This is a genomic window from Streptomyces dengpaensis, assembly GCF_002946835.1.
Lineage (GTDB): Bacteria > Actinomycetota > Actinomycetes > Streptomycetales > Streptomycetaceae > Streptomyces > Streptomyces dengpaensis.
Map to the genome: position 1 here is coordinate 955,622 of NZ_CP026652.1, position 21,853 is coordinate 977,474.

Genomic DNA, 21,853 nt, shown 5'->3' on the forward strand with positions numbered 1-21,853 from the left:
GGGCCGGCCCGCACCGGCCGGCCCGGACGTCCCGCACCGCGGCCCTCTCGACGTCGTCAGCCTCCAGCGCTCGACGTCGAGGGGGCCGCGGCTGCAAGCGGCTCGCCTGCCATCGGGCTCGCGTTCAGGGCAAGTCGGCCCGCGCGGGGCTGTCGTCGAGGAAGCCGCCCGACTGGTGCTGCCACAGCTTCGCGTAGGCGCCGTCCGACGCGAGCAGCTCCTTGTGCGTGCCCTGCTCGACGATCCGTCCGCGGTCGAGGACGACGAGCTGGTCCATGGTGGCGACCGTGCTCAGGCGGTGCGCCACCACGAGCGCCGTCCGCCCCTTCATGAGCCGCCACAGCGCCTCCTGGACGAGGATCTCGCTCTCGGAGTCCAGGGCGCTGGTCGCCTCGTCGAGCAGCAGGATCGGCGCGTCGCGCAGGATCGCGCGGGCGAGAGCGACCCGCTGGCGCTGTCCGCCGGACAGCTTGACACCGCGCTCCCCCACCATGGTGTCGAAGCCGTCCGGCAGCGCGTCGGCGAACTCCGTGACATGCGCCGCCTCGGCCGCGCGGCGGATCTCGGCGTCGGTGGCGTCCGGCCGGGCGAACGCGATGTTGTCCCGCAGCGTGCGGTGGAACATCGCCGGGTCCTGCGGCACGTAGGCGATCAGGCTGCGCAGGTCGGCCTGGCGCAGCCTGCTGATGTCCTGACCCCCGATCAGGATCCGGCCGACGTCGATGTCCGTCATCCGCAGCAGCAGCCGGGTGAGCGTGGTCTTGCCGCCGCCGGACCGGCCGACGAGACCGACCTTCGCCCCGCTGGGCACGGCCAGGTCGAGCCCCTCGAACAGCGGCTGCGCGCCCCCGTGGGCGAAGGTCACCCGCTCGAAGCGGACGTCGGCGGCCCCGGGCAGCAGCGGCTCCGGCGACGCCGGGTCGAGCACGGTCGGCGGCGTCAGCAGCAGTTCCGTGAACTGCGCGGCCTCCGTCATCGAACTCTCCAGGCGGCGGTAGATCTGGTTGAACTCGAACATGATCCGCGTCGCGTTGGCGTAGTAGGTGAAGGCGACCACGACTCCCTCCACACCGTGCCCGCCCCCGCCGAGCGTGACCGCGAGCAGCAGGCCCAGCGCGTTGGTGAGTACGGACATCGGCGCGACCAGCGTGTCGATGCGCAGGTTGCTGTAGTCCCACGATTTCAGCATGAGCCGCCGCGACTGCGCGACGCGGGACCGGTGCTCGGCGGCCTCGCGTTCCTCGGCGGCGAACGCCCTGACCGTGTCCATGTTCATCAGGCTGTCGGCGACGTGGCCCGACACCCGGGCGAACGCCTCCTCGCGCTGGTCGACGAGCGCCTGGCGGCGCCGGATGAGGGGCACGACGCACAGCGCCGTCAGCGCGATCATCGCCAAGAGCCCGACGACGAGCAGCGGTTCGTAGTGCCACAGCACCACCGACCCGAACACCAGCGGCACGAAACTGCCCACGACCGAGAACGTCAGCGTGTCGACGCACTCCTCGAAGCGGGAGGCGAAGCTCAGGACCCGCTTGGTCAGCGAGCCGGCGAAGTTGTCGTGGAAGAACGCGGCGTCCTTGGCGAACAGCTCGTCCATGCCGATCACGTACAGGTGCTCGATGCCGAGGGCGTCCAGGCGGTTCAGGCAGTGCAGGCCGATGCGCCACAGCGCCTCCGCGAACAGCAGGACACCGGCGAAGCCGAGGACGTACGGCAGTGTCGTACCGATGGTCATACCGGTGCCGCCGGCGATGCGGCCGACGAGCTTCGCGACGACCAGCGGGGCGATGTAGTTCATGCCGATGTTGCCCAGCGCGGGCAGCAGCATCGCGGGCACCGTCAGCCGCCGGAGCCGGGACAACTCCCGTCCGTAGTAACGAAGGGCGAGGAGAACCGAGCCCCTGCCCGGTGGAACCTTGCGCGATTCAGGCGATCCCATCGCAACCCTGTGGTGTCGTGGGGCGGCCCGCGGCGACGCCAAGGTGCGAGTACGGGCAGGCCAGGAACCGCAGTGTCCCGCGACGCCGCCCACGGAGTCCAAGCGTTTTCCCGCCGCCGGCGGTTCGCTGAACATCACGCTCAGGTGTCGAGAGGCAGCGGGCCGTGTCATGGCGCTGCCACGTTGGCCATACTGAACGGGAGTTGGCCGGACGTGATTTCCGGACGGCTTCCTCGGCGGTCAAGGACACCGTTCATGGCCTTTCTGGCTGACGCTCACCAGCGGGGCGTCCTGCGACAAGTGGGAGCTGTGGACGAATTCCGCCACATGCGGCTGCAACAAACGCCGGCAGGCCACGACTCTGCCCCGGGTAACCGGTCCCTGGGTCCCGGATCAGTCCTCTTGGCTTTCAGAGGTACGGCATGACCAACGTCGACGTGCACCAGCACCTGTGGAGCCCCTCGCTGCTGGCGGCCCTGCGGTCCCGCCGCGAACCACCGTTCCTGGACGGCTGGACCCTGTTTCTGGACGGTGAGCCGCCCTACGAGATCGCACCCTCCGACCACGACGTCGCCCGCCGTACGGAACTCGCCGCCGCCGACGGCCTCGGCCGGGCACTCGTCTCGCTGTCCGCCCCGATCGGCGTGGAGTGGCTGCCCGCCGCCCAGGCGCGGCCCCTGCTCGACGCCTACCACGACGGCGCGGCCGAACTGCCCGAGCCGTTCGGCGCCTGGGCCGCCGCCTGCGTACGGGACATCGACGCGAACGCGACAGCCCAGGAGCTCGACCGGGGGTTCGCCGGCCTCCAGCTCCCGGCGAACGCCCTTGCCGACGCGACCGGTTACGCGCGGTGCGCCCCGCTGCTCGATCTGCTCGAAGAGTTCGACCTCCCGCTGTTCGTCCACCCGGGGCCCGCGCCCGGCGCGCCCGAAGGGCCAGGCTGGTGGCCCACGATGGTCCCGTACGTCCAGCAGATGCACGCCGCCTGGTTCGCCTTCCGGGCCTTCGGCCGGCCGCGCCATCCGCGCCTGCGGGTGTGCTTCGCACTGCTGGCCGGGCTCGCCCCCTTGCACGGTGAGCGCCTCGCCGCCCGGGTCGGGGGCCGGGAGAAGGCTGACCCCGGCGTCTTCGTCGAGACGTCCTCGTACGGGCCGCGTGCTGTCGACGCGATCGTCCGCGTCCTCGGCGCCGACGCCGTCGTCCAGGGCTCGGACCGGCCCTACGCGGAACCGCCGCGGCATCCCGGCTTCGGTCTGGGCGGAGCCGCGGCGTACGCCTTTCGCATCGCCAATCCGCGGCGGCTGCTCACCGGAGAGGTCAAGGTCTGAAGGGCCGGGGTACGTCGTCACGTGGGTACGTCATGACGTCGTCGGGTCCGGCTTCCGTACCGCGCCGTCGGTGGAGGCGCCCAAAGCTCCACCGCCACCGGCCCCTTCGGCCGCGCCACCTGCACCGGCACGCTGCCCAGCCCGCACCCGACCGGGCGCTGACAACCCGCCCCGAGGCCGGCGCGGCAGCCCGCAGACCCCAGGCCGCAGGCCGCACCGTGCGCCTGGGAGAAGCCCTGGCACCAAGCGCGGTCCGTGGTGTCCCCACTCGACAGGCGACGCGATGCCCCCTTCGCCGCCCCGGATGCAGGCCGCCAGTCACGCCAGGAAGCCGGACCGTCACCGGCCACTTCCAAGGTGCTGAGTCGCCGGCGGACCTGGCGGTGCCGCACGGCGGCCGACATGCTCGGACGACGGTTCCCCCCACGCACGCTATTGCGGGCGATCACCCGCGGGACACCTTCCGGCACGCCGCCCCGCACCCCGGACGCCCGCAGGGCGGCCAGCTCGTGGAGCGGACCGCGTTCGCCGCGACGTGAGCGCTGCCGGGATCCTGTTGATGCCGTTGTACTTGTTGCTGCGCGTCCACTCGATGTCACCGGTGAGTTCGATGCGCTCGACGCGGGCGGCGAACTGGCGGAGGATCACCTGGAGTTCGAGGCGGGCGAGGCTGGCGCCGAGGCAGAAGTGCGGCCCCTGCGCGAACCCGAGATGCGGATTGGGCTCGCGACGGACATCGCAACGCTGCGGGTCGCGGAACACCGCCTCGTCACGGTTGGCCGAGGCGAGCCAGTACACGACCCGGTCCCCGGCGGAGATCCGGTGTCCCGCCAGTTCGTAGTCCCGCGTGGCGGTGCGGACGTTGTGCGCGACGGGGCTCATCATGCGGACCGCTTCGTCGGGCAGTGTGGTGAGCACACTCGGATCGCCGGCGACCGTATCCAGGATCGTCGGGTCGGCGGCCATCGCCACGAGCGCCCACGATGCCGCGCTGCGTGTCGCGTCCGCCCCGGCGCCGAACAGGAGCTGGAAGAACGCGTCGATCTCCGGCTCGAGGAGGTGCGAAGGATCCTCGTCGGGGAGGTGGGCATGGGTGATGACCGAGAGCAGGTCGTCCTGCGGGTTGCGCCGCCGCTCGGCGACGATCTCCCGGCCGTACTGCAGAAGGCTCTCCGTCGCCGCGGCAGCCGATCCGCCGGCCGTCGAGCCGTCCTTGACGTCGAACACGTGGTGGACCCGCTCGGAGAGGAGGTGGCGGTCCTGCTGCGGGATCCCCATGAGCATGCAGATCGCCTGCAAGGGCAGCTCGCTGGTGACCGCCTCGACGAGGTCGCATTGCCCCATCTCGACGGCGGCGTCGATCAACGTCTCGGTCCGCCGCCGGAGTTCGTCCTCGAGCCGGTCCACCATCCTCGGCGTGAAGCCACCGGAGACAAGGCGGCGCAGCCGGGCATGGCGCGGGTTGTCCATCATGTTCATCATGTAGCCGGCCCATGGGTGATCGAAAAGGACCGTCCCCTGGGCGCTCGAGAACACGGCGGGGTCGAGCAGGATCTCCCGCGATTCGGCGTAGGTGTGCACCGACCAGAACCCGGTTCCCTTCGGGGTGTGCTCGGTGGGCTCGTGCCACCTGACCGGTGCTTCGCGGCGGAGCCGGGCGAACAGGTCCTGCGGGAACCCGTTGGCGAAGTGGTCGAGGTTCGTGAGGTCTGCTCGGACAGCCGCCGTCATGGGTGCGATCCTTCGTCTCTCGCCGGTTGCGGCGCACCGGACGCTGCCGCGCCGACGACGTCCCCATGCGGTGCCGAGCCGTCCGAGCGGCACCTTGGGAGCTGCCGCCGCGGCGCGTTGGGCACGGATCATCGACGACATGTTCACGATAGCCCCGGGGCCTCGTTCCCGCATCACAGGCCAGCAGGGCACCCCCGAGTAACTCGCGGACCGGGCGAAGGGCATGGCCGTGACGGGCGTGGTGACCGGCGCGTTCCCCGGCAGGACCAACGAGGCCGAGGAGCTCCTCGGCGAGCGGCACGGCCGTCGTGCGGCAGGGCGTGTTCATCAGCGATATCCTGAAGGGCATCGGTTTTCGAGCGGCCCGGTATCCAGACCGAGAAGGGCGAGAACCACTCGACGCCGATCAGCGAGGAGAACATCGAGGAGATCGACGGCGACTGGCTGTTCATCGGCACCCTGTCGTCGACCGGCTCGTACGCCGAACTCCTCGACGAGCTGGCCGAGAAGCCTGCCTACCAGCAGCTGAATGCCGTACGCGACAACCACGCGACCGTGGGCGACGGCTCCAAGTGGGCCTGGGCGGTGGGGAGGCGGCGGTCTCGGTGCTCGACGACATCCGGAAGGCGATGGTCACGTGAGTGCCGACCCTGAACTCTCCGGACGGCTGGCCCTCGTGACGGGCGCGGGCCGGGGCATCGGCAAGGCAGTGGTGACGGCGCTCGTCGAACGCGACGCCCGCGTACTCGCCACCGACCTGGACCCCGAGGGCGTGGAGGCGCTCGCCGAGAAGTACGGCGACCAGGTCGCCGCCCGCCCGCTCGACGTCACGGACGCCGCGGCCGTCGAGGCCCTCGTGGCCGAGACCGAGCGCACGCTCGGTGCGCTGGACATCGCCGTCAACGTCGCCGGAATCCTGCGGGGTTCCCCGGTCGTGGACCTGACGGACGCGGACTGGGCGGCCACGTTCGCCGTCAACACCAGCGGCGTTTTCCACGTCTCGCGGTCAGCCGCCCGCCGCATGACCGAGCGCGGCCGCGGCACCATCGTCACCGTCGCCTCGAATGCGGCCGGCATTCCCCGCGCGGGCCTGTCCGCCTACGCCGCCTCCAAGGCCGCCGCAGTGATGTTCACCAAATGCCTGGGCCTGGAGGTGGCCTCACGGGGCGTCCGCTGCAACACGGTCTCCCCCGGCTCGACCCTGACCGACATGCAGCGCGCCCTGTGGACTGTCTCCGACGACGAGGACCCGGCAGCCGCCGTGCGCCGCGTCGTCGAGGGAGACCTCGCGACGCACCGCACCGGCATCCCGCTCGGCCGGATGGCCGACCCCTCCGACGTCGCCGAGGCGGTCGCCTTCCTCGTGTCCGACCGTGCGCGTCACATCACCATGCACGACTTGTACGTCGACGGCGGCGCCACCCTGCGGGCCTGAACCCGCCCGCCCCGCAGCGGCTCCGCCGGCCACGGATCGTGCCCTCCCCCGCTGGAGACATCCATGTCTGCCTTCCTGCGCGACACCACAGCCACGCCTTTCGTCTCGCCCGGCGCGGCAACCGCCCTGCTCGACGCCTACCGCCCGGCCACCGACCGGTTCCTCGCCTCGCCCCACCACACCCTGCTGGGCAGGGGAACCGCCGCCGGCATACCCCACGACACGCGCCCGTTGACATGGCGGGTACGCAACGTGCTGAACGCACGCCGGCGTGCCGGCGCCTCGGCACCGGTCGTCGTGGGCTCCGTGCCCTTCGCCCCGGACGCGCCGCACTCGCTGGTCTCCCCCCAGTCGGTCCAGTGGGGTCCGCCGCTGCGGGAGGACCCGCTCATCGCCCTGCCCGCGCTGCTCCCGGAAGGGGGCACCGTCTGGCAGGTGCGGGAGGTTCCGGCGCCCGAGCAGTACGGCCAGGCGGTCGCCGACGCGGTGACGCGGATGCGGTCCGGGGAGTTCACCAAGGTCGTCCTCGCCCGCACCCTGGAGCTGACCTCGCCCGACGAGCCGGATCTGCCGGCCATGCTGAGCCGCCTGGCCCGCCGCGACCCTGCCGGATACACCTTCGCCGTCCCCAGCGGCCCCGGTCGCACGCTCATCGGAGCCAGCCCCGAACTCCTCGTCGCCCGCACGGGCGGCCGCCTGACCGGGAACCCACTGGGCGGATCCGCGGCGCGCAGCACCGACCTGGCCGAGGACGTCCAACGCGCGGCGGCGCTCCTGGAGTCGCCCAAGGACCTGCACGAGCACGCCGTCGTCGTCGACGCCGTACGGGAGGCGCTCGCGCCGTTCTGCACCCGCCTGGAGGTGCCCGAGCGGCCCACACTGGTGCGTACGGCGACGATGTGGCATCTGTCGACCACCGTCACGGGAGAGCTCACCGACCCCGGCGTCACCGCCCTGGAGCTGGCCTTGGCCCTGCACCCCACGCCGGCGGTGTGCGGCACCCCGACCGATGTGGCCCGTGCCGTCATCGCCGAGTCGGAGCCCTTCGACCGCGGCCCGTACACCGGCATGGTCGGCTGGCAGGACGCGGACGGGGACGGCGAGTGGGTCGTGACGATCCGCTGCGCCGAGGCCGAAGGGCGCTCGCTCAGGCTGTTCGCGGGCGCCGGGGTGGTGGCCGCCTCGTCTCCGGAGGCCGAGACAGCGGAGACCGGCGCCAAGTTCCGTACGTTTCTCGAGGCTATGGGGGCCTCGCTGTGACCCTCACCCCTGGCGTGGACGCGCCCACCTGGCCGCCGGAGTTCGCCGAGCGCTACCGCGCGGCGGGCTACTGGCGCGGCGAGACCTTCGGGGGCGTACTGCGCGAGCGTGCCGCCGCCCACCCCGACCGGATCGCCCTCGTGGACCCGGCGCCCGGGCGCCGCACCTGGACCTACCGGGAGCTGGACGAGCGCGCCGACCGGCTGGCCGCCGGATTCGCGGCGCGCGGGATCGGCAAGGGCGACCGGGTCGTCCTGCACCTCCCCAACGTCGGTGAGTTCATCGAGGTCGTCTTCGCGCTGTTCCGCATCGGCGCGCTGCCCGTGTACGCGCTGCCCGCGCACCGGGAGACGGAGATCGGCCACTTCTGCTCCTTCGCCGAGGCCGTCGCCTACGTGGTCCCCGACCGTCACGCGGGCTTCGACCACCGCGAGCTCGCGACGCGGGTGAGGAACCGCACGCCGAGCCTGCGGCATGTCTTCGTCGTCGGCGACCCGAGCGAGCACACCGCACTGTCCGACGTGCCCTGCGATCCGGTCGTCCTGCCCGCCGGACCGGAGCCGCACGAGCTGGCGTTCCTGCAGCTGTCGGGCGGTACGACGGGAGTGCCGAAACTCATCCCGCGCACCTACGACGACTACATCTACTCGCTGCGGGGCTCCAACGAGATCTGCGGCGTCGACGCGGACACCCGTTTCCTCGTCGTCCTGCCGGCCGCACACAACTTCCCGATGAGCTCGCCGGGTTGGCTGGGCACGCTGTATGCCGGGGGCACCGTCGTGCTGTGCCCCCGGCCCGACCCGACGACGGCCCTGCCGCTCATCGAGCGGGAGCGGATCACGATGACGGGTCTGGTGCCGCCGCTCGCCCTCCTGTGGACCGAGGCAGGTCCGAAAGCGCAGCACGACCTGTCGAGCCTGGAGTTGACGCTCGTTGGCGGCGCCAAATACAGCGCGGAGGCGGCGCGCCGTCTGGAACCCGCCCTGGGCTGCCGGCTGATGCAGGTCTTCGGCATGGCCGAGGGGCTCGTCAACTACACACGGCTGGACGACGACTTCGAGACCGTGGTCACCACGCAGGGCCGCCCGATCTCCCCGGACGACGAGATCCGCATCGTCGACGACACCGGACACGACGTCCCCGACGGCGCGTTCGGACAGCTGCTGACCCGCGGCCCGTACACGATCCGCGGCTACTGGCGCGCTCCCGAGCACAACGCTACGGCCTTCACGGAGGACGGCTTCTACCGCACCGGCGACGTCGTGCGCCGCACCCCGACCGGCCACCTCGTCGTCGAGGGCAGGGCCAAGGACCAGATCAACCGGGGCGGCGAGAAGGTCGCGCCGGAGGAGGTCGAGAACATCATCCTCGCCCATCCGTCCGTGCACGACGTCTCCGTCGTCGCCGTGCCCGACGCGTACCTCGGGGAACGCTCCCTCGCCTACGTCGTCCTCCGCGAGGGCGCCGAGCAGCTCAAGCCGGCCGCCATCAAGCGGTTCGTCCGTGACCGTGGCATCGCCGACTACAAGGTCCCCGATCTCGTCGAGTTCGTCGACGCCTTCCCGCAGACAGGAGTCGGCAAGGTCAGCAAGAAGGGGCTGCGGTCCGCCGCGGCCGCAACCGAGCAGCATTGAAAGGCTCTGTCCCATGGCACTCCCCGCCATCGCCTCCTATCCGCTGCCGACAGCGGACGAGCTGCCGGAGAACCGCGTCGACTGGACCGCGGACCCCGAGCGCGCCGTGCTGCTCGTCCACGACCTGCAGAACCACTTCCTCGGTGCGTTCCCGTCCGGCGAGCAGCCGCTGACGGGGATGCTGGACAACACCGGCCGGCTGCTGAAGCGCGCCCGCGGCCTCGGCGTACCGGTCGTGTACTCGACACAGCGCGGCGGCCAGACGCCCCGGCAGCGCGGGCTCCAGCTCGACTTCTGGGGCCCCGGCGCCGCCGACGACGCCGCTGCGCTCGCCGTGCCGGACGAGGTCGCGCCACAGCCCGGCGACAGGGTCCTGACCAAGTGGAAGTACAGCGCGTTCGTGCGCACCCAGCTGGCGCAGCTGCTCCGTGAGACGGGCCGCGACCAGCTGGTCGTCATCGGTGTGTACGCGCACATCGGGGTGGTGGTGACCGCCTGCGACGCGTGGATGCGGGACATTCAGGCGTTCGTCGTCGCCGATGCCGTCGCCGACTTCTCCCGAGACGACCACGACATGGCCCTGCGCTGGGCCGCCGGCCGCTGCGCGTTCGTGACCACCACCGACGCGCTCCTGAAGGAGTTCTGAGCACCGTGGCCCTCACTCTGGAGCAGCTCCGCAGCGATGTCGCCGACTCTCTCGGCGAGGATCCCGCGGACATCCCCCTCGACGAGAACCTCCTGGACTACGGACTCGACTCGGTCCGCATCATGGCCCTGCTCGAACGATGGCGCCGCGAGCACGGCGTCGAAACGGGCTTCGAGGACCTCGCCGAGCAGCCGGCCATCGAGGCCTGGGCGCCACTGCTGGGGGTGGTCTCATGACCGCCACCACGACGACCGGCACCGACGCCGACACCCCGGCATCCGTGCTGCCGCTGACGGCGGCCCAGTCGGGCATGTGGTACGCGCAGGCCCTCGATCCGCTCAGCCCCGCGCAGAACACCGCGGAGTGGCTGGAGATCGACGGGCCGCTCGACCCGGAGCTGTTCGCGGCGGCCCTGCGTCGCGTCACCACCGAGGCCGACGCCCTGCGGGTACGCGTCGAGAGCGGCCCGGACGGTCCGCGCCAGCACGTCAGCGCCACCGTCGAGCTGCCGCTGACCGTGGTCGATCTGCGCGGCCGTGACGGCGCCGAGCGGAAGGCCGAGACGTGGATGCGCGCCGATCTCGCCAAGCCCTGCGATCTGGCGGCCGGACCGCTCTTCCGGCATGCCTTGTTCCGGGTCGGCGCGCGGCGATGGCTGTGGTACCAGCGCATCCACCACCTCGTCATCGACGGCTTCGGCTACTCGCTGCTCGTACGCCGCACGGCCGAGGTCTACACGGCGCTCGTTCGCGGCGAGGAACCCGGCCCGCGCACCTTCGGAGCCCTCGCCGACCTGGTCGCCGAGGATGCCGCCTACCGCTCGTCCGACGCCTTCGCGGCCGACCGCGCCCATTGGACAAGGGCGTTCGCCGACCGGCCCGGGGCGCCCCGGCTGGCGGGCCGCGGCGCGCTGCCCTCGCGCGCGTTCCGTCGCCGCACGACCCAATTGCCTCCCGAGACCACCGAGCGGCTGCGCGACCTGGGCGCCCGGCTCCGCGCGACCTGGCCGGACGTTCTGATCGCCGCGCAGGCGCTGTACACCTCCCGTGCCACGGCGCAGTCCGACGTCGTGCTCGGCCTGCCCATGATGGGCCGCGTGGGGTCGGCCGCGCTGCGCGTGCCGGGCATGGTGATGAACGTGCTCCCGCTCAGGCTGGCCGTCACCCCCGACGCGACCTTCGCCGACCTGGTGCACCAGGTCGTGCTCGGCATCCGCGACGTGCGCCGCCACCAGCGCTACCGCTACGAGGACATCCGCCGCGACCTGGGGCTGCTCGGCGAGAACCGCGCCCTGATCGGCCCGCTCGTCAACGTCATGCCCTTCGACTACGGCGTCGACTTCGCGGGTGCGCCCGCGCGGGCGCACAACCTCGCCGCGGGCCCTGTCGACGACCTGACGGTCAACGTCTACGACCGCGCCGACGGCCGCGGCCTGCGCATCGACCACGACGGCAACCCCTCCCTGTACGAGGACGCCGACCTCGCCGCCCACCAGAAGCGCTTCCTGCACCTGCTGGACCGTCTCCTCCGCACCGACCCGCACCTGCCGCTCGCCGTACACACCATCGCGACGCCCGCCGAACACTCCCTGGTCCTGAACGAGTTCAACCAGACCGAACGCGCGCTGCCCGCGACCACGCTCATCGGCCCCATCGAGGCGCGCGCCCTGCGCGCCCCGGACGCGACCGCGCTGGTGTACGGGGACACCTCATGGACGTACGCGGAGCTCAACGCCCACGCCAACCGGCTGGCTCAGCACCTGCAGAGCCTCGGCGCCCGGCCGGGTGCGGTGGTCGCCGTCGCGGTACCCCGCTCGGTGGAGCTGGTCGCCACCGTGCTCGCCGCGCTCAAGTCGGGTGCCGCGTACCTGCCGCTCGACCCGGACTATCCGGCGCAGCGACTCGCGTACATGATCCGGGACGCGGCGCCGGTGTGCGCCGTGGTCGACCGTACGGGACGCCTTCCCGAGAACGCCGGGGCCCCACTCGTCGTCCTGGACGGACTCGACGTGTCCGCGTACCCGCCGACCAACCCGGCGCGTCCGCTCACCCCCGCCCACCCCGCGTACGTCATCTACACCTCCGGCTCGACGGGCCGCCCCAAGGGCGTCGTCGTCTCGCACGGGGCGATCGACAACCGGCTGCGCTGGATGCAGCACACCTTCCCGCTGACCGCCGACGACCGGGTGCTGCAGAAGACTCCGTCGTCGTTCGACGTGTCCGTGTGGGAGTTCTTCTGGCCGCTGCGCGAGGGCGCGGCGGTCGTCGTCGCCGGGCCGGGGGTGCACAAGGACCCGGTCGAACTCGCCCGCCTGATCCGCGAACAGTCCGTGACCACCTGCCACTTCGTGCCGTCGATGCTCCAGGTCTTCCTGGCCGAGGCCGACACGGCCGCCTGCGCGGGGCTGCGCCGGGTCTTCTGCGGCGGTGAGGCCCTGCCCCGCGAGACGGTGAACGCCTTCGTCAGGGCGCTGCCCGACGTCGAACTGCACAACCTGTACGGGCCGGCGGAGGCCGCCATCGATGTCACGCACCACGTGTGCGCCCCGAACCACAACGGCCCGGTGCCGATCGGCAGCCCCGTGTGGAACACCCGCCTGTACGTGCTGGACGCGGCGCTGCAGCCGTGCCCGCCGGGCATCCCGGGTGAGCTGTACCTGGTGGGCCGGCAGTTGGCCGACAGCTATCTGAACCGCCCCGCGCTGACGGCGTCCCGGTTCGTCGCCGACCCCTTCGGGCCGCCGGGCAGCCGGATGTACCGCACAGGCGACCTGGCGCGCTGGACCGGTCAGGGCGAGGTCGAGTACCTCGGCCGCTCCGACGACCAGGTGAAGCTGCGCGGGCAGCGCATCGAGCTGGGCGAGATCGAGGCCGCGCTGGTGGGGCAGACCGGCGTGGACGGCGCCTGCGCCGTGGTGCGGGAGGACCGGCTCATCGGGTACGTGACCGGGGGCGCCGACCCCGCGGCCGTACGGGCGTCACTGGCACGCGAGTTGCCCGAGCACATGATCCCGTCGGCCGTCGTCGCCATGGACGCGTTCCCGCTGAGCCCCAACGGGAAGCTCGACCGCCGCGCACTGCCCGCCCCCGTCTTCACCGGCGGTGAGGGCGCCAGACGTCCGTCCGGCCCGGTCGAGGAGGCGCTGACGCGGCTGTTCGCGGAGGTGCTCGGGGTCGGACGGGCCGGTCCCGACGACGCGTTCTTCGACCTGGGCGGGACGTCGCTGCTCGCGGTTCGGCTGGTGGGGCGGGTGCGGGAGGAGTTCGGCACCGAGCTGACCATCGGCTCGCTGTTCGAGGCGCCGACCCCCGCCGCTCTCGCCACCCGTCTCGAGGCCGCGGGGCGACCACGCGGTGCCGGCCCCAGAGGGAGCGCGGCCGAGGACGCCCTGGAGGTCCTCCTTCCGCTGCGTACCGAGGGCGAGCGGCCCCCGCTGTTCGCGTTCCACCCCGGCGGTGGCATCTCCTGGTGCTATGCGGGCCTGTCCGCCCGCCTCGGTCCGAACCAGCCCCTGTACGGCATCCAGGCGCGCGGCCTGGTCCGCGACGAGCCGCTGCCGCGCACGCTGCGGGAGCTGGCGGCCGACTACGCCGAGCGCCTGCGCACGGTGCGGCCACATGGTCCGTACCGGCTGCTCGGCTGGTCCCTCGGCGGGATCCTCGCCCACACCGTGGCCTGCGTGCTCCAGGAGGCCGGGGAGAAGGTCGAACTCCTCGCGCTGTTCGACGCGTTCCCGGCCGACCAGTGGCGCGAGCGGCCCGCGCCCGAGGAGGGCGACGCGCTCACGGCGGTGCTGCGCATGGCCGGCTTCGACCGCACCGACGAGCGCACCCGCGACGACGTGCTGGCCACGCTGCGCCGGGCGGGCAGCCCGCTCGCCGGGCTCGCCGACCGGACCCTGTCGAAGATCATCGACATCGTGCCCCGCCACGCGCGTATGGTGCGCGAACACCAGCACCGCCGCTACGACGGCGACCTGCTCTTCTTCACGGCAGCCGCGCCGCGGGCGGAGGACTGGCTCAGCTGGAAGGCATGGCGCCCGCACGTCAGCGGCGGGATCGTCAACCACGACCTGGACTGCACCCATCCGCAGCTGTTCCAGGACCGCCACCTCGACGCCATCGCCGCCATCCTGGCGGCGCGCCTGAAGGAGCTCGACGCATGAGCCGTGAAGCCGGTCCGTTCGATCCGGGCCCCGACGGCAAGGACACCCACCTCGTGCTGGAGAACGCCCACGGGCAGCTGTCCCTGTGGCCCGCCTGGCGCGCCGTACCGCCGGGTTGGAGCGCCCGCTTCGGCCCCGCCCCACACGACGCCTGCGCGCGCCAGGTGGATGCGGCCCGGGGATGATCCCGGCGCCGGACGAGGGCGCTGCTGCATGCCGCCGGAGAGCTGCCAGGAGTGGCTGCCGACGGCGCCGTCGAGGCCGACGCGTTCCAGGATGCGTTCGGCTTCGGCCCGGCGGGTGGCCCGGTCCAGGCCGCGGCGGCGCAGCGGTAGTGCGACGTTCTGACGGGCCGTGAGCCAGGGCAACAGGGAGCGGCCGTAGTCCTGGAAGACGACCGCCAGCCGTTCGGGCACGCCGGTGACCGGTGTGCCGTCGACGGTGATCGTGCCCTCGCGGGCGGAAATCAATCCGGCGATCGCGCGCAGCAGCGTGGACTTGCGGCAGCCCGACGGGCCGACGACGCACAGGAGTTGGCCGTCGGGCACGCTGAGGCTGATGTCGTGCAGGACGCTGTGGTCGGCCTTGCGCTGGCTCACTGAGTCGAGTCGGAGCATCCCGGTCCTTCACCCTGCCCGGCCGCGGTCGCATGATCCCGGTCGTGGTGATCTTCCTGGTGCTGCAGCGCCACATCGTTCGCGGCATCGCCAGCACGGGCCTGAAGTGAGGAGAGCCGTGGAGACAGGCGTGGGGCGGACGGTGCATGCCCTGGACGAGCGGGGCACCGTACGGGACTGGCTGGTCAGCCCGGCGTGGCGGGAGCCCGCGGACGACCTGGCCAGGCATCTGGCCGCGAACGGGGATCCGTGGGGCGAGCGCGGGCGGTGGCGGCTGACCAACGGGCCCGATGTCACGCCGCTCAAGGAGGAGTTGTACCGGCACCGGCCGCTGCGCCGTGGTCCGGTGACGGTGCCGGTCGTCGAGGGCGGGGAGATCGAGTACACCGGTCCGGGCGGTGTCCGGCACTCCGGGCAGTGGCAGCGGGTGCACACGGCGGCCGACGGGCTGGTCGACTGGAGCGAGTTCTGCTTCATCCCGGAGTACCGGGTCGCCCTCGCGGCCTGCGTGCTGGAGGTCGACCAGGCGGAGTGGCGGACGCTGCGGCTGGCCACCACCGGGCCCTCGCTGCTGTTCGTGGGTGGGGAGTTGGTCGGCGAGTCCGGTTCCGTGACGTACATGGAGCCGGCCGAGCGGGAGGTACGCCTTTGGCTGCCGTCCGGTACCACGACCGTCGTCGTCGCCTCCTGGCAGGTGGCGTTCCGTGAGGTGCGGCAGGTCGTGCGGCTGCGCGTCGACGGCCTGCCGGTGCGGGTCGTCGTGCCCTGCGAGGGTGCCGACGAATACGCCGCCGCCGTCGCCGAGCGCGTCCTCGACGCCGTGGGCGTGACACGGTGGGGGACGACCGACGGCGAGGCCACCCTCACCGGGCCGGAAGGCGCCGCGCTGCGGGTGCGGTGGGCGGGCCGCACCAGCCGGATACGGCTCACCGGCGGGCAGTCGACGCTGCGCCTGGCCGGACCCGGCGCGGGGAACGAGGTGGGCAGCGCCTCCATGCTGTCCACCGGCGCGACCACGCTGCGCGTCTCGGTGGACGACGACCGGTCGCCGGTGTTCCGTGAGCTCCCTATAGCCGTCCTGCCGAGCACGTACCGGTCCGCCCCTGAGGGGGAACCCGCTGAGTGGCGCGCGGAGTTCCTGCGGCACGCGGCGGGCTCGGACGGCACAGGGGGCGAACTCGTACGGGCCCTCACCGACCCCGGCCACCAGGTGTCCGCATCCGGCCTCGACCGCGCCCTGTGGATGATCGACAACAGGGCGGACTGCGCCGACTTCGAGGCGGTCGGGCTGTTCCACCTCTGGCGGCGGATCCCCGCGGAGCGCTGGGAGCCGGGGCTGCGCGAGCGCGTGCGCGCCGCGGTTCTCGGCTTCAAGTTCTGGATCGACCAACCCGGTCTCGACGCCATGTGCTACTTCACCGAGAACCACCAACTGGTGTGGCACACCGCCGAATTGCTGTGGGGCCTGGAGCTCGCCGGGGAGACCTTCGGCAACACCGGATGGACAGGCGCGGAGCACGCCGCCCATGCGCGGGACATCATGGTCGAGTGGATGCACCGCAAACTGGCCGGTGGATTCAGCGAGTTCGACTCCAACGCGTATCTCGCCATCGATCTGCTCGCGCTCGTGTCGCTTGTGGAGTTCGTGGAGTTCGTGGAGTTCGTGGAGTTCGTGGAGTCCGTGGAGTCCGTGGAGTCCGTGGAGTCCGTGGAGTCCGTGGAGTCCGTGGAGTCCGTGGAGTCCGTGGAGTCCGTCGACGACTCCCCCGACACCGGTGACCAGGAGGTCGTCGCACGGCTCGCGGCGGGCACCGGTGACCAAGAAGTCGTACAGCTCGCGGCGGGCGTCGCCGACCGGGTGCTGTTCAGCCTGGCGGCCAACTCCTGGCGCGGCATACATGGTTGCGCCCACGGCCGCTCCTACGTCTCGACCCTGCGCTCGTCCCGGCTGGAGGAGACCGCGCCGATCATGTGGGTCTGCTTCGGCACCGGCGCCCTCAACGACGCGGTGCTGCCGGCGGCGGTCGTCGCCACGGCCGGCCGCTATCGGATGCCGGAGATCATCCGGCAGGCCGCGCAGGACCTCCCGGAGAGCTGGTGGGGCCGGCAGAACTACCGCGGTGACTACCGGTTCGCCCACGACCTCCTCTCCCGCCCCTACGGCTCCGACCTCACCGTCTACAAGACCCCTGACGCGCTGCTCTCCTGCGTGAACGACTACCGCCCAGGCCTGCCAGGACTGCAGGAGCACATCTGGGGCGCCACGCTCGGCCCCGAGACCCAGGTGTTCGTCACCCATGCGCCCAACGCCTCCCTGTCGCCCTCGGCGCGGCCCAACGCCTGGGCGGGCAACCGCATCCTGCCCCGCGCCCGCCACCACCTCGGCACTGTCATGGCGCTCTACCGCATCCCCGCGGACGACGTCATGGGCTACACCCACGCGTGGTTCCCGCTCGCGGAGTTCGACGAGTGGCTGCAGCACGGTGTGTGGACGGTCGGACGCAAGGGCGGCGGATACGTGGCGCTGGCGACCGAGGGCGGGGCGCTGCCGGTGTCCTCGGGACCGGATGCCCGGCAGGAACTGAGGCCCGCCGGCCCCGGCACGGCCTGGGTGTGCACCGTGGGAAGACGCGCCGTACACGGCGGACTCGAAGAGTTCGCGCGTACGCTCAGCACCCCTGTCTTCGGGACGGCCAAGGTCGCCTTCCGTACACCCGAGGGCACCGACCTCTCCCTCGACTGGAGCGGCCCGTTCCTGGTCGACGGCCGGCCCGCCGACCTCGCCGAGGACGGGACGATCGCGACCCCGCCACAACTCGACAACCCGTACGCCCGGCTCACGGACGAGGCGACCTCACTGGCGATCGGACCACATGTCATCGACCTCGAGCACGGGCGCCCCCTATGAGCGGCGTACCCGCGGCATTCTCGAGACTTCGGCGGCCGCGGGTATCGCCGCCGCCATGTTCCGTGCCGCCGCACTCGGCATCGAGCCCGAGCGGCTGCGGGCCGCGGCCTGGCGCGCCCTCGCGGGTCTGCACCCGTACGTGGCCTCTGACGGCACCCTCACCCGTACCAGCGCGGGGACCGTTCTGCAGCTGATCCCCTTCGGCTACTCGGTGATCAGGAACGACCGGATTTCCTTGTCGACTCCCTCGGCGTCGAAGCCGGTCATCGGGCCGGCGGCCAGGCCGGCGGCGCGGACGCCGAGAACGAGCCTGCTGGGCCGCCCGCTTCGAAGCGGCGCGCGCACGGCAGCGGGTCTGGCGCTCCGAGGGGCGGGCGCGAAGCCGTGGTGCCCGCCCGCTCAGTCCACCGCCACGAGTTCGGTCAGCGTCAGCTCCTCACCGGGCTCCAGGGTCACGGTCGTGCTCCGCCCGCCCGCGGTCACGGTGGTCCTGCGGCCCCCGACACTGCGAAGGGTCGCCTCGCTGACGCGTCCCCGCTTCCAGGACACGTCCACGGTGAATCCCCCGCGGGCCCCGGCCCCCTTGAGCGAACCGGAGGGGGCCCAGGCCTCGGGCAGGGCCGGGAGCAGTTCGATGTGGCCGGGGCGGGAGTAGACGAGCATCTCCAGCATCGCGGCGGGTGTGCCCAGGTTGGCGTCGATCTGGAAGATGGCTCGGGTGTCCGACACCCGGTACATGTCGAAGAAGTTCATGGCCGTGCCGGTGTCACCGCCGGCCCACGGCCGCAGGTTCGTGAGGAGCAGTCGGTACGCCTTCTCCCCGTCCTTGAGCCGCGCCCAGCACAGCGCCCGCCAGGCGCAGGCCCAGCCGTAGCTCTCCATGCCCCGGGCGGCGAGCAGAGCCGTGGCTCCCTCGAGGGTGTCGGGGTCGTCGGCATCGGGGCGTATGCGGTCGCCGGGGAACAGGCCCATGAGCGGGGAGAGATGGCGATGCGTCGTCTCACCGAGGTTGTCCGGACTCATCCACTCCTCCAGCCATCCGGAGGTCGGGCTGACGCGCGGGAGGTAGAGGCGCTCGCGCAGGTCACGGATGGTGTCGGCGTGGGCGGTGTCGCGGCCGAGGGTGCGGCACGCCTGCTCGTAGTGGCCGAAGAGGGACCACAGGAGTTCCTGGGTGTAGGTGATGCCGCGGGCGTCCTGCGGGCCGTGCTCGGGTGACCAGTCGTGGTCGTCGATCAGGACCTCGCGTGCGGCGCCGGTGCCGGGGTCGGTGACCGTGGTGGTGATCAGGCGCGCCTCCCAGAACTCGCACGCGCCCTTCAGTAGCGGAAGGATGCGGGCCAGGTACTTCTGGTCCTGCGTGAACTCGTAGTGCTCGTAAAGGGATTCACACAGCCAGGCGTTGCCCGCCGGGTGCCACCACCAGCCCAGGCCGCCGTACGGGTTGGTGGAGAAGGCGACGGTCCAGCCGGCGACCTTGCCGGACGTGTTGCGGTAGCGGTTGCGCGGGTCGTTGAACTGCTCCTGGGTGACCTCGCTCCAGGCGGGAAGCTGGGACAGGCAGTAGTCGGCGAATGCGGTGAAGGTGTCGCCGAGGCCTGCGCGGTCCGACAGCCAGTAGTTCATCTGGATGTTGACGTCCGTGTGGTAGTCGCCCATCCAGTCCGGGGTGTTGCCCTCCAGCCACAGCCCCTGGAGCCCCACGGGCAGCCCGTCGCGCGAACCGCAGATCGCCAGGTAGCGGGCGAACTGCAGGTAGCTCGCCTCCAGTTCAGGATCAGGTTCGGATCCCTCGCTCGCCCGCGCCTTCAGCCGCAACCAGGAGTCGAGCCCGCGCTGCCGCTTGCTGGACGGGCCGAGGTCGAGGGTGAGCCGGTCGTAGCGGGACCGGTAGTCGGCGACATGGGTGTCGCGCAGCGCCGTACCCGAAGTCGCCGCAGTGGCGAGGGCTTTGGACTCGGCGAGCCGCAGCGGGTCGGCGTCCGGCGTGCGGTAACCGGTGCTGTGGTCGGGCGCGTAGTCGGTGCCGCCACTGATGACGACGGTGACCTCGGAGCAGTCGGTGAACGTGACGCGGTTGCCGGCGGCGGTCACGGTGCCGTCGTCCGCGCGGGCGGTGACGGCGGCGGCGTAGCGCAGGCCGTTGGCCAAGGAGGAGTTGAAGGAGGCGAGGCGCCGGGTGCGGTCGACGCCGGTGGTCTCGCCATGGGTGCCGGACAGGTGGACGCTGCCGGTGATGCTGCCGCCGCCGCTCTGACGGAGTCTGATGACGATGGTGTCGTCGGCGGCGGAGGCGAACATCTCCCGGACGTAAGCGACCTTGTCCTTGGAGTACGCCGTGGTGACCAGGCCGTTGCTGAGGTCGAGGGTGCGGCGGTAGCCGGTGACGGCGGAGCGGTCGTGTCCGGGCAGGCTCAGGGTGACCCGGGCCAGGAGCGTGAAACTGCCGAAGTCCTCGCGTCCGTACGGGAATTGCCCCTCGCTGTCGAGGGTCGTGTTGGAGCCGCCGGTCCACAGGGAGGCATCGGTCACGTGCAGGAGTTCGCGGGCGGGATCGCCGCCGACGAGCGCGCCCAGGCGCCCGTTGCCGAGCGGGAGGCCCTGCTCGATCAGGAGGTCCTCGTCGGCGGGCTCGGGGTACCACAGGGTGGTGGCCGCCTCGGCCGGGACGAGCGGAGAGGCGGTGGGGCGGCGCGGTGCGGCGTGGGCGGTGAAGGCGGGCGGGGTGCCGAGAGCGAGGGCGGTGCCGAGCCCGAGGATCATGCGGCGGGATGGTCCGTTGCTCATGTGCGGTCCTTCCGTGGGGAACGGCGAGGCCCCGGGAACGCGGGACCTCGCCGGGAACGTCTGAGGGGCCTACGACAGCTTGATCAGCCGGGAACCGTGGGCCGGCACGGACTTGGCGGTCCAGGTGTGCTTGAAGGAACCGAAGTCCTCGCGCGCGACGACGTCGCGCAGCTGCTGCGGGCCGCGCACGCCCAGGTCCTTGAAGTCGACCGTGATGTCGGCGGCCGAGGAGCCGAGGTTGTAGACCGCCGCGTACGTGTCGTCACCGATGCGCTTCGTCCACACCTGGGTGTCGCCGGAGCGGATCTGCCGGGGCAGGACGGCGGCCTGGTCGACGGCGATGACCTCGGGGTTGGTCAGGATGGCCTTGGCCTTGTCGTCGAGGAACCAGATGTCGCCGCCGACGTAGAGCGGGGACGAGGCCATCGACCAGAAGGTCATGACGGTCTGCCGCTCAGTGTCGCTGATTCCGTCCTGGAGGCCGCTGCCGGTGTTGTTGTTGATCGGCATGGCGTCGAGGTCGGCGAGGTAGCCGGGGGCGTCCAGCTTCTCGAGCCACTTGGGCAGATCGGTGAAGCGGTCGTCGACGGAGCTGGTCCAGGTGCTGGTCGTCTGGCAGTAGCACTCGATGTCGGTGTCGATGCGTACGCCGTTGGCGGCGTCCTTGAGGCCGTCGGCCGCGGCGATGTCGACGGGCCAGCCGCTGGCGCTGAGCCACATACGGCGGCCGCTGTGGTCGATGGCGGTCGACCAGGCCTTGATGTCGGCGACGTTGTCCTTCGTCACGCCGTCGATCTTGATGAAGTCGACGCCCCAGGAGGCGTACCGGGCGACGATGGAGTCGATGTAGTCCTGGGCGCAGGGGTTGCTGTAGTCGATCTTCCAGTTGCCGCCCCACATGTTGGACGGGGTCAGCGGCTTCACCGCGATGTCCTGTGCATGACAGTCCGTACCGAGGATCGGCGCGTTCTTGTCGTACACCTCCTTCTCCAGACCGGCGGCGCCGTACAGGCCGAGCTTGAGGCCCTTGCCGTGGACGTGGTCGGACAGCGCGGGCATGCCGCTGGGGAAGCGGCCCTTGTCGGCGTCGGGGATGCCGTTGGCATCGGTGTGGAAGTTCCAGTCGAAGTCGGCGTTCCAGCCGGCGTCGATGTTGAGGTGGTTGTAGCCGGCCGAGGCCAGCTTGCCGCTGAGGGAGTCGGCGGCGTTCTTGATGTTGCCCTCGTTCAGCCACCGGGTGCCGTAGTCGCTGTGTGCGGAGGACTCCACGCTCCAACTGCTCCAGCCCATGAAGGGTTTGACGTACGGGGTCTTCGCCTGGGCGGTGCCGGACGGCAGAGCGAAGGTCAACGGCAGCGCGCAGGCAGCAGCGAGTGCCGTACGACGGGACATTCTGATCACTG

General features: G+C 71.7%; 13 protein-coding genes and 3 pseudogenes. 10 read left to right on the forward strand and 6 right to left on the reverse strand.

Going from position 1 to position 21,853, the window contains the following annotated elements:
* Nucleotides 1-124 precede the first annotated feature (124 nt).
* Entirely contained in the window at nucleotides 125-1,939 is a 1,815-nt protein-coding gene (locus C4B68_RS04510) for an ABC transporter ATP-binding protein (RefSeq protein ID WP_099502471.1), read from the reverse strand.
* A 422-nt stretch (nucleotides 1,940-2,361) separates the two neighbouring features.
* On the opposite strand from C4B68_RS04510, the gene C4B68_RS04515 reads away from it, so the two are divergent.
* Nucleotides 2,362-3,267 (forward strand): amidohydrolase family protein, encoded by a 906-nt coding sequence (locus C4B68_RS04515; protein WP_099502470.1) that lies wholly within the window; start codon nucleotides 2,362-2,364, stop codon nucleotides 3,265-3,267.
* A gap of 432 nt (nucleotides 3,268-3,699) precedes the next feature.
* On the opposite strand, the gene C4B68_RS04520 is transcribed toward C4B68_RS04515, so the two are convergent.
* Entirely contained in the window at nucleotides 3,700-4,998 is a 1,299-nt protein-coding gene (locus C4B68_RS04520) for a cytochrome P450 (protein WP_099502469.1), read from the reverse strand.
* Nucleotides 4,999-5,285: 287 nt separating this feature from the next.
* Here C4B68_RS04520 and C4B68_RS42945 point away from each other — a divergent pair.
* The 8 genes and pseudogenes from C4B68_RS42945 to C4B68_RS04555 all read left to right on the forward strand — a co-directional run.
* Nucleotides 5,286-5,639 (forward strand): annotated as a pseudogene (locus C4B68_RS42945) (ABC transporter substrate-binding protein); the annotation flags it as partial.
* Entirely contained in the window at nucleotides 5,636-6,433 is a 798-nt protein-coding gene (locus C4B68_RS04525; RefSeq protein ID WP_240634176.1) for a 2,3-dihydro-2,3-dihydroxybenzoate dehydrogenase, read from the forward strand. The pseudogene C4B68_RS42945 and the gene C4B68_RS04525, both read left to right, overlap by 4 nt.
* Before the next feature lie 63 nt (nucleotides 6,434-6,496).
* Entirely contained in the window at nucleotides 6,497-7,693 is a 1,197-nt protein-coding gene (locus tag C4B68_RS04530) for an isochorismate synthase (RefSeq protein ID WP_099502467.1), read from the forward strand.
* Complete coding sequence (locus C4B68_RS04535; protein ID WP_099502466.1) at nucleotides 7,690-9,327, forward strand: (2,3-dihydroxybenzoyl)adenylate synthase; 1,638 nt, start codon at nucleotides 7,690-7,692, stop codon at nucleotides 9,325-9,327. Before C4B68_RS04530 ends, C4B68_RS04535 begins: the two co-directional genes overlap by 4 nt.
* Before the next feature lie 13 nt (nucleotides 9,328-9,340).
* Nucleotides 9,341-9,973 (forward strand): isochorismatase family protein, encoded by a 633-nt coding sequence (locus C4B68_RS04540; RefSeq protein ID WP_099502465.1) that lies wholly within the window; start codon nucleotides 9,341-9,343, stop codon nucleotides 9,971-9,973.
* A gap of 5 nt (nucleotides 9,974-9,978) precedes the next feature.
* Complete coding sequence (locus C4B68_RS04545; RefSeq protein ID WP_099502464.1) at nucleotides 9,979-10,209, forward strand: phosphopantetheine-binding protein; 231 nt, start codon at nucleotides 9,979-9,981, stop codon at nucleotides 10,207-10,209.
* Nucleotides 10,206-14,138 carry a non-ribosomal peptide synthetase gene (locus tag C4B68_RS04550; RefSeq protein WP_099502463.1) on the forward strand — a complete coding sequence of 1,311 codons (3,933 nt, stop codon included), beginning with the start codon at nucleotides 10,206-10,208 and terminating at the stop codon, nucleotides 14,136-14,138. The genes C4B68_RS04545 and C4B68_RS04550 overlap by 4 nt, the downstream gene beginning before the upstream one ends.
* Nucleotides 14,135-14,323: an MbtH family NRPS accessory protein gene (locus C4B68_RS04555; RefSeq protein ID WP_099502518.1), complete on the forward strand. Its 189-nt coding sequence runs from the start codon at nucleotides 14,135-14,137 to the stop codon at nucleotides 14,321-14,323. Before C4B68_RS04550 ends, C4B68_RS04555 begins: the two co-directional genes overlap by 4 nt.
* A gap of 18 nt (nucleotides 14,324-14,341) precedes the next feature.
* Here the strand turns inward: C4B68_RS04555 and C4B68_RS04560 are convergent.
* Nucleotides 14,342-14,755, reverse strand: a pseudogene (locus C4B68_RS04560) (ATP-binding cassette domain-containing protein); the annotation flags it as partial.
* 118 nt (nucleotides 14,756-14,873) lie between these two features.
* Here C4B68_RS04560 and C4B68_RS42950 point away from each other — a divergent pair.
* Nucleotides 14,874-17,663, forward strand: a complete 2,790-nt coding sequence (locus tag C4B68_RS42950; protein WP_218963937.1) for a hypothetical protein — start codon at nucleotides 14,874-14,876, stop codon at nucleotides 17,661-17,663.
* 231 nt (nucleotides 17,664-17,894) lie between these two features.
* On the opposite strand, the pseudogene C4B68_RS04570 reads toward C4B68_RS42950, so the two are convergent.
* The 3 genes and pseudogenes from C4B68_RS04570 to C4B68_RS04580 form a co-directional block, all read right to left on the reverse strand.
* Nucleotides 17,895-17,966: pseudogene (locus C4B68_RS04570) on the reverse strand (malonic semialdehyde reductase); the annotation flags it as partial.
* Nucleotides 17,967-18,062: 96 nt separating this feature from the next.
* On the reverse strand, nucleotides 18,063-20,450 hold the full coding sequence (locus C4B68_RS04575) for a glycosyl hydrolase family 95 catalytic domain-containing protein (protein ID WP_099502462.1): 2,388 nt from the start codon (nucleotides 20,448-20,450) through the stop codon (nucleotides 18,063-18,065).
* A 69-nt stretch (nucleotides 20,451-20,519) separates the two neighbouring features.
* On the reverse strand, nucleotides 20,520-21,842 hold the full coding sequence (locus tag C4B68_RS04580; RefSeq protein ID WP_206337066.1) for a glycoside hydrolase family 27 protein: 1,323 nt from the start codon (nucleotides 21,840-21,842) through the stop codon (nucleotides 20,520-20,522).
* Between the last annotated feature and the right edge of the window lie 11 nt (nucleotides 21,843-21,853).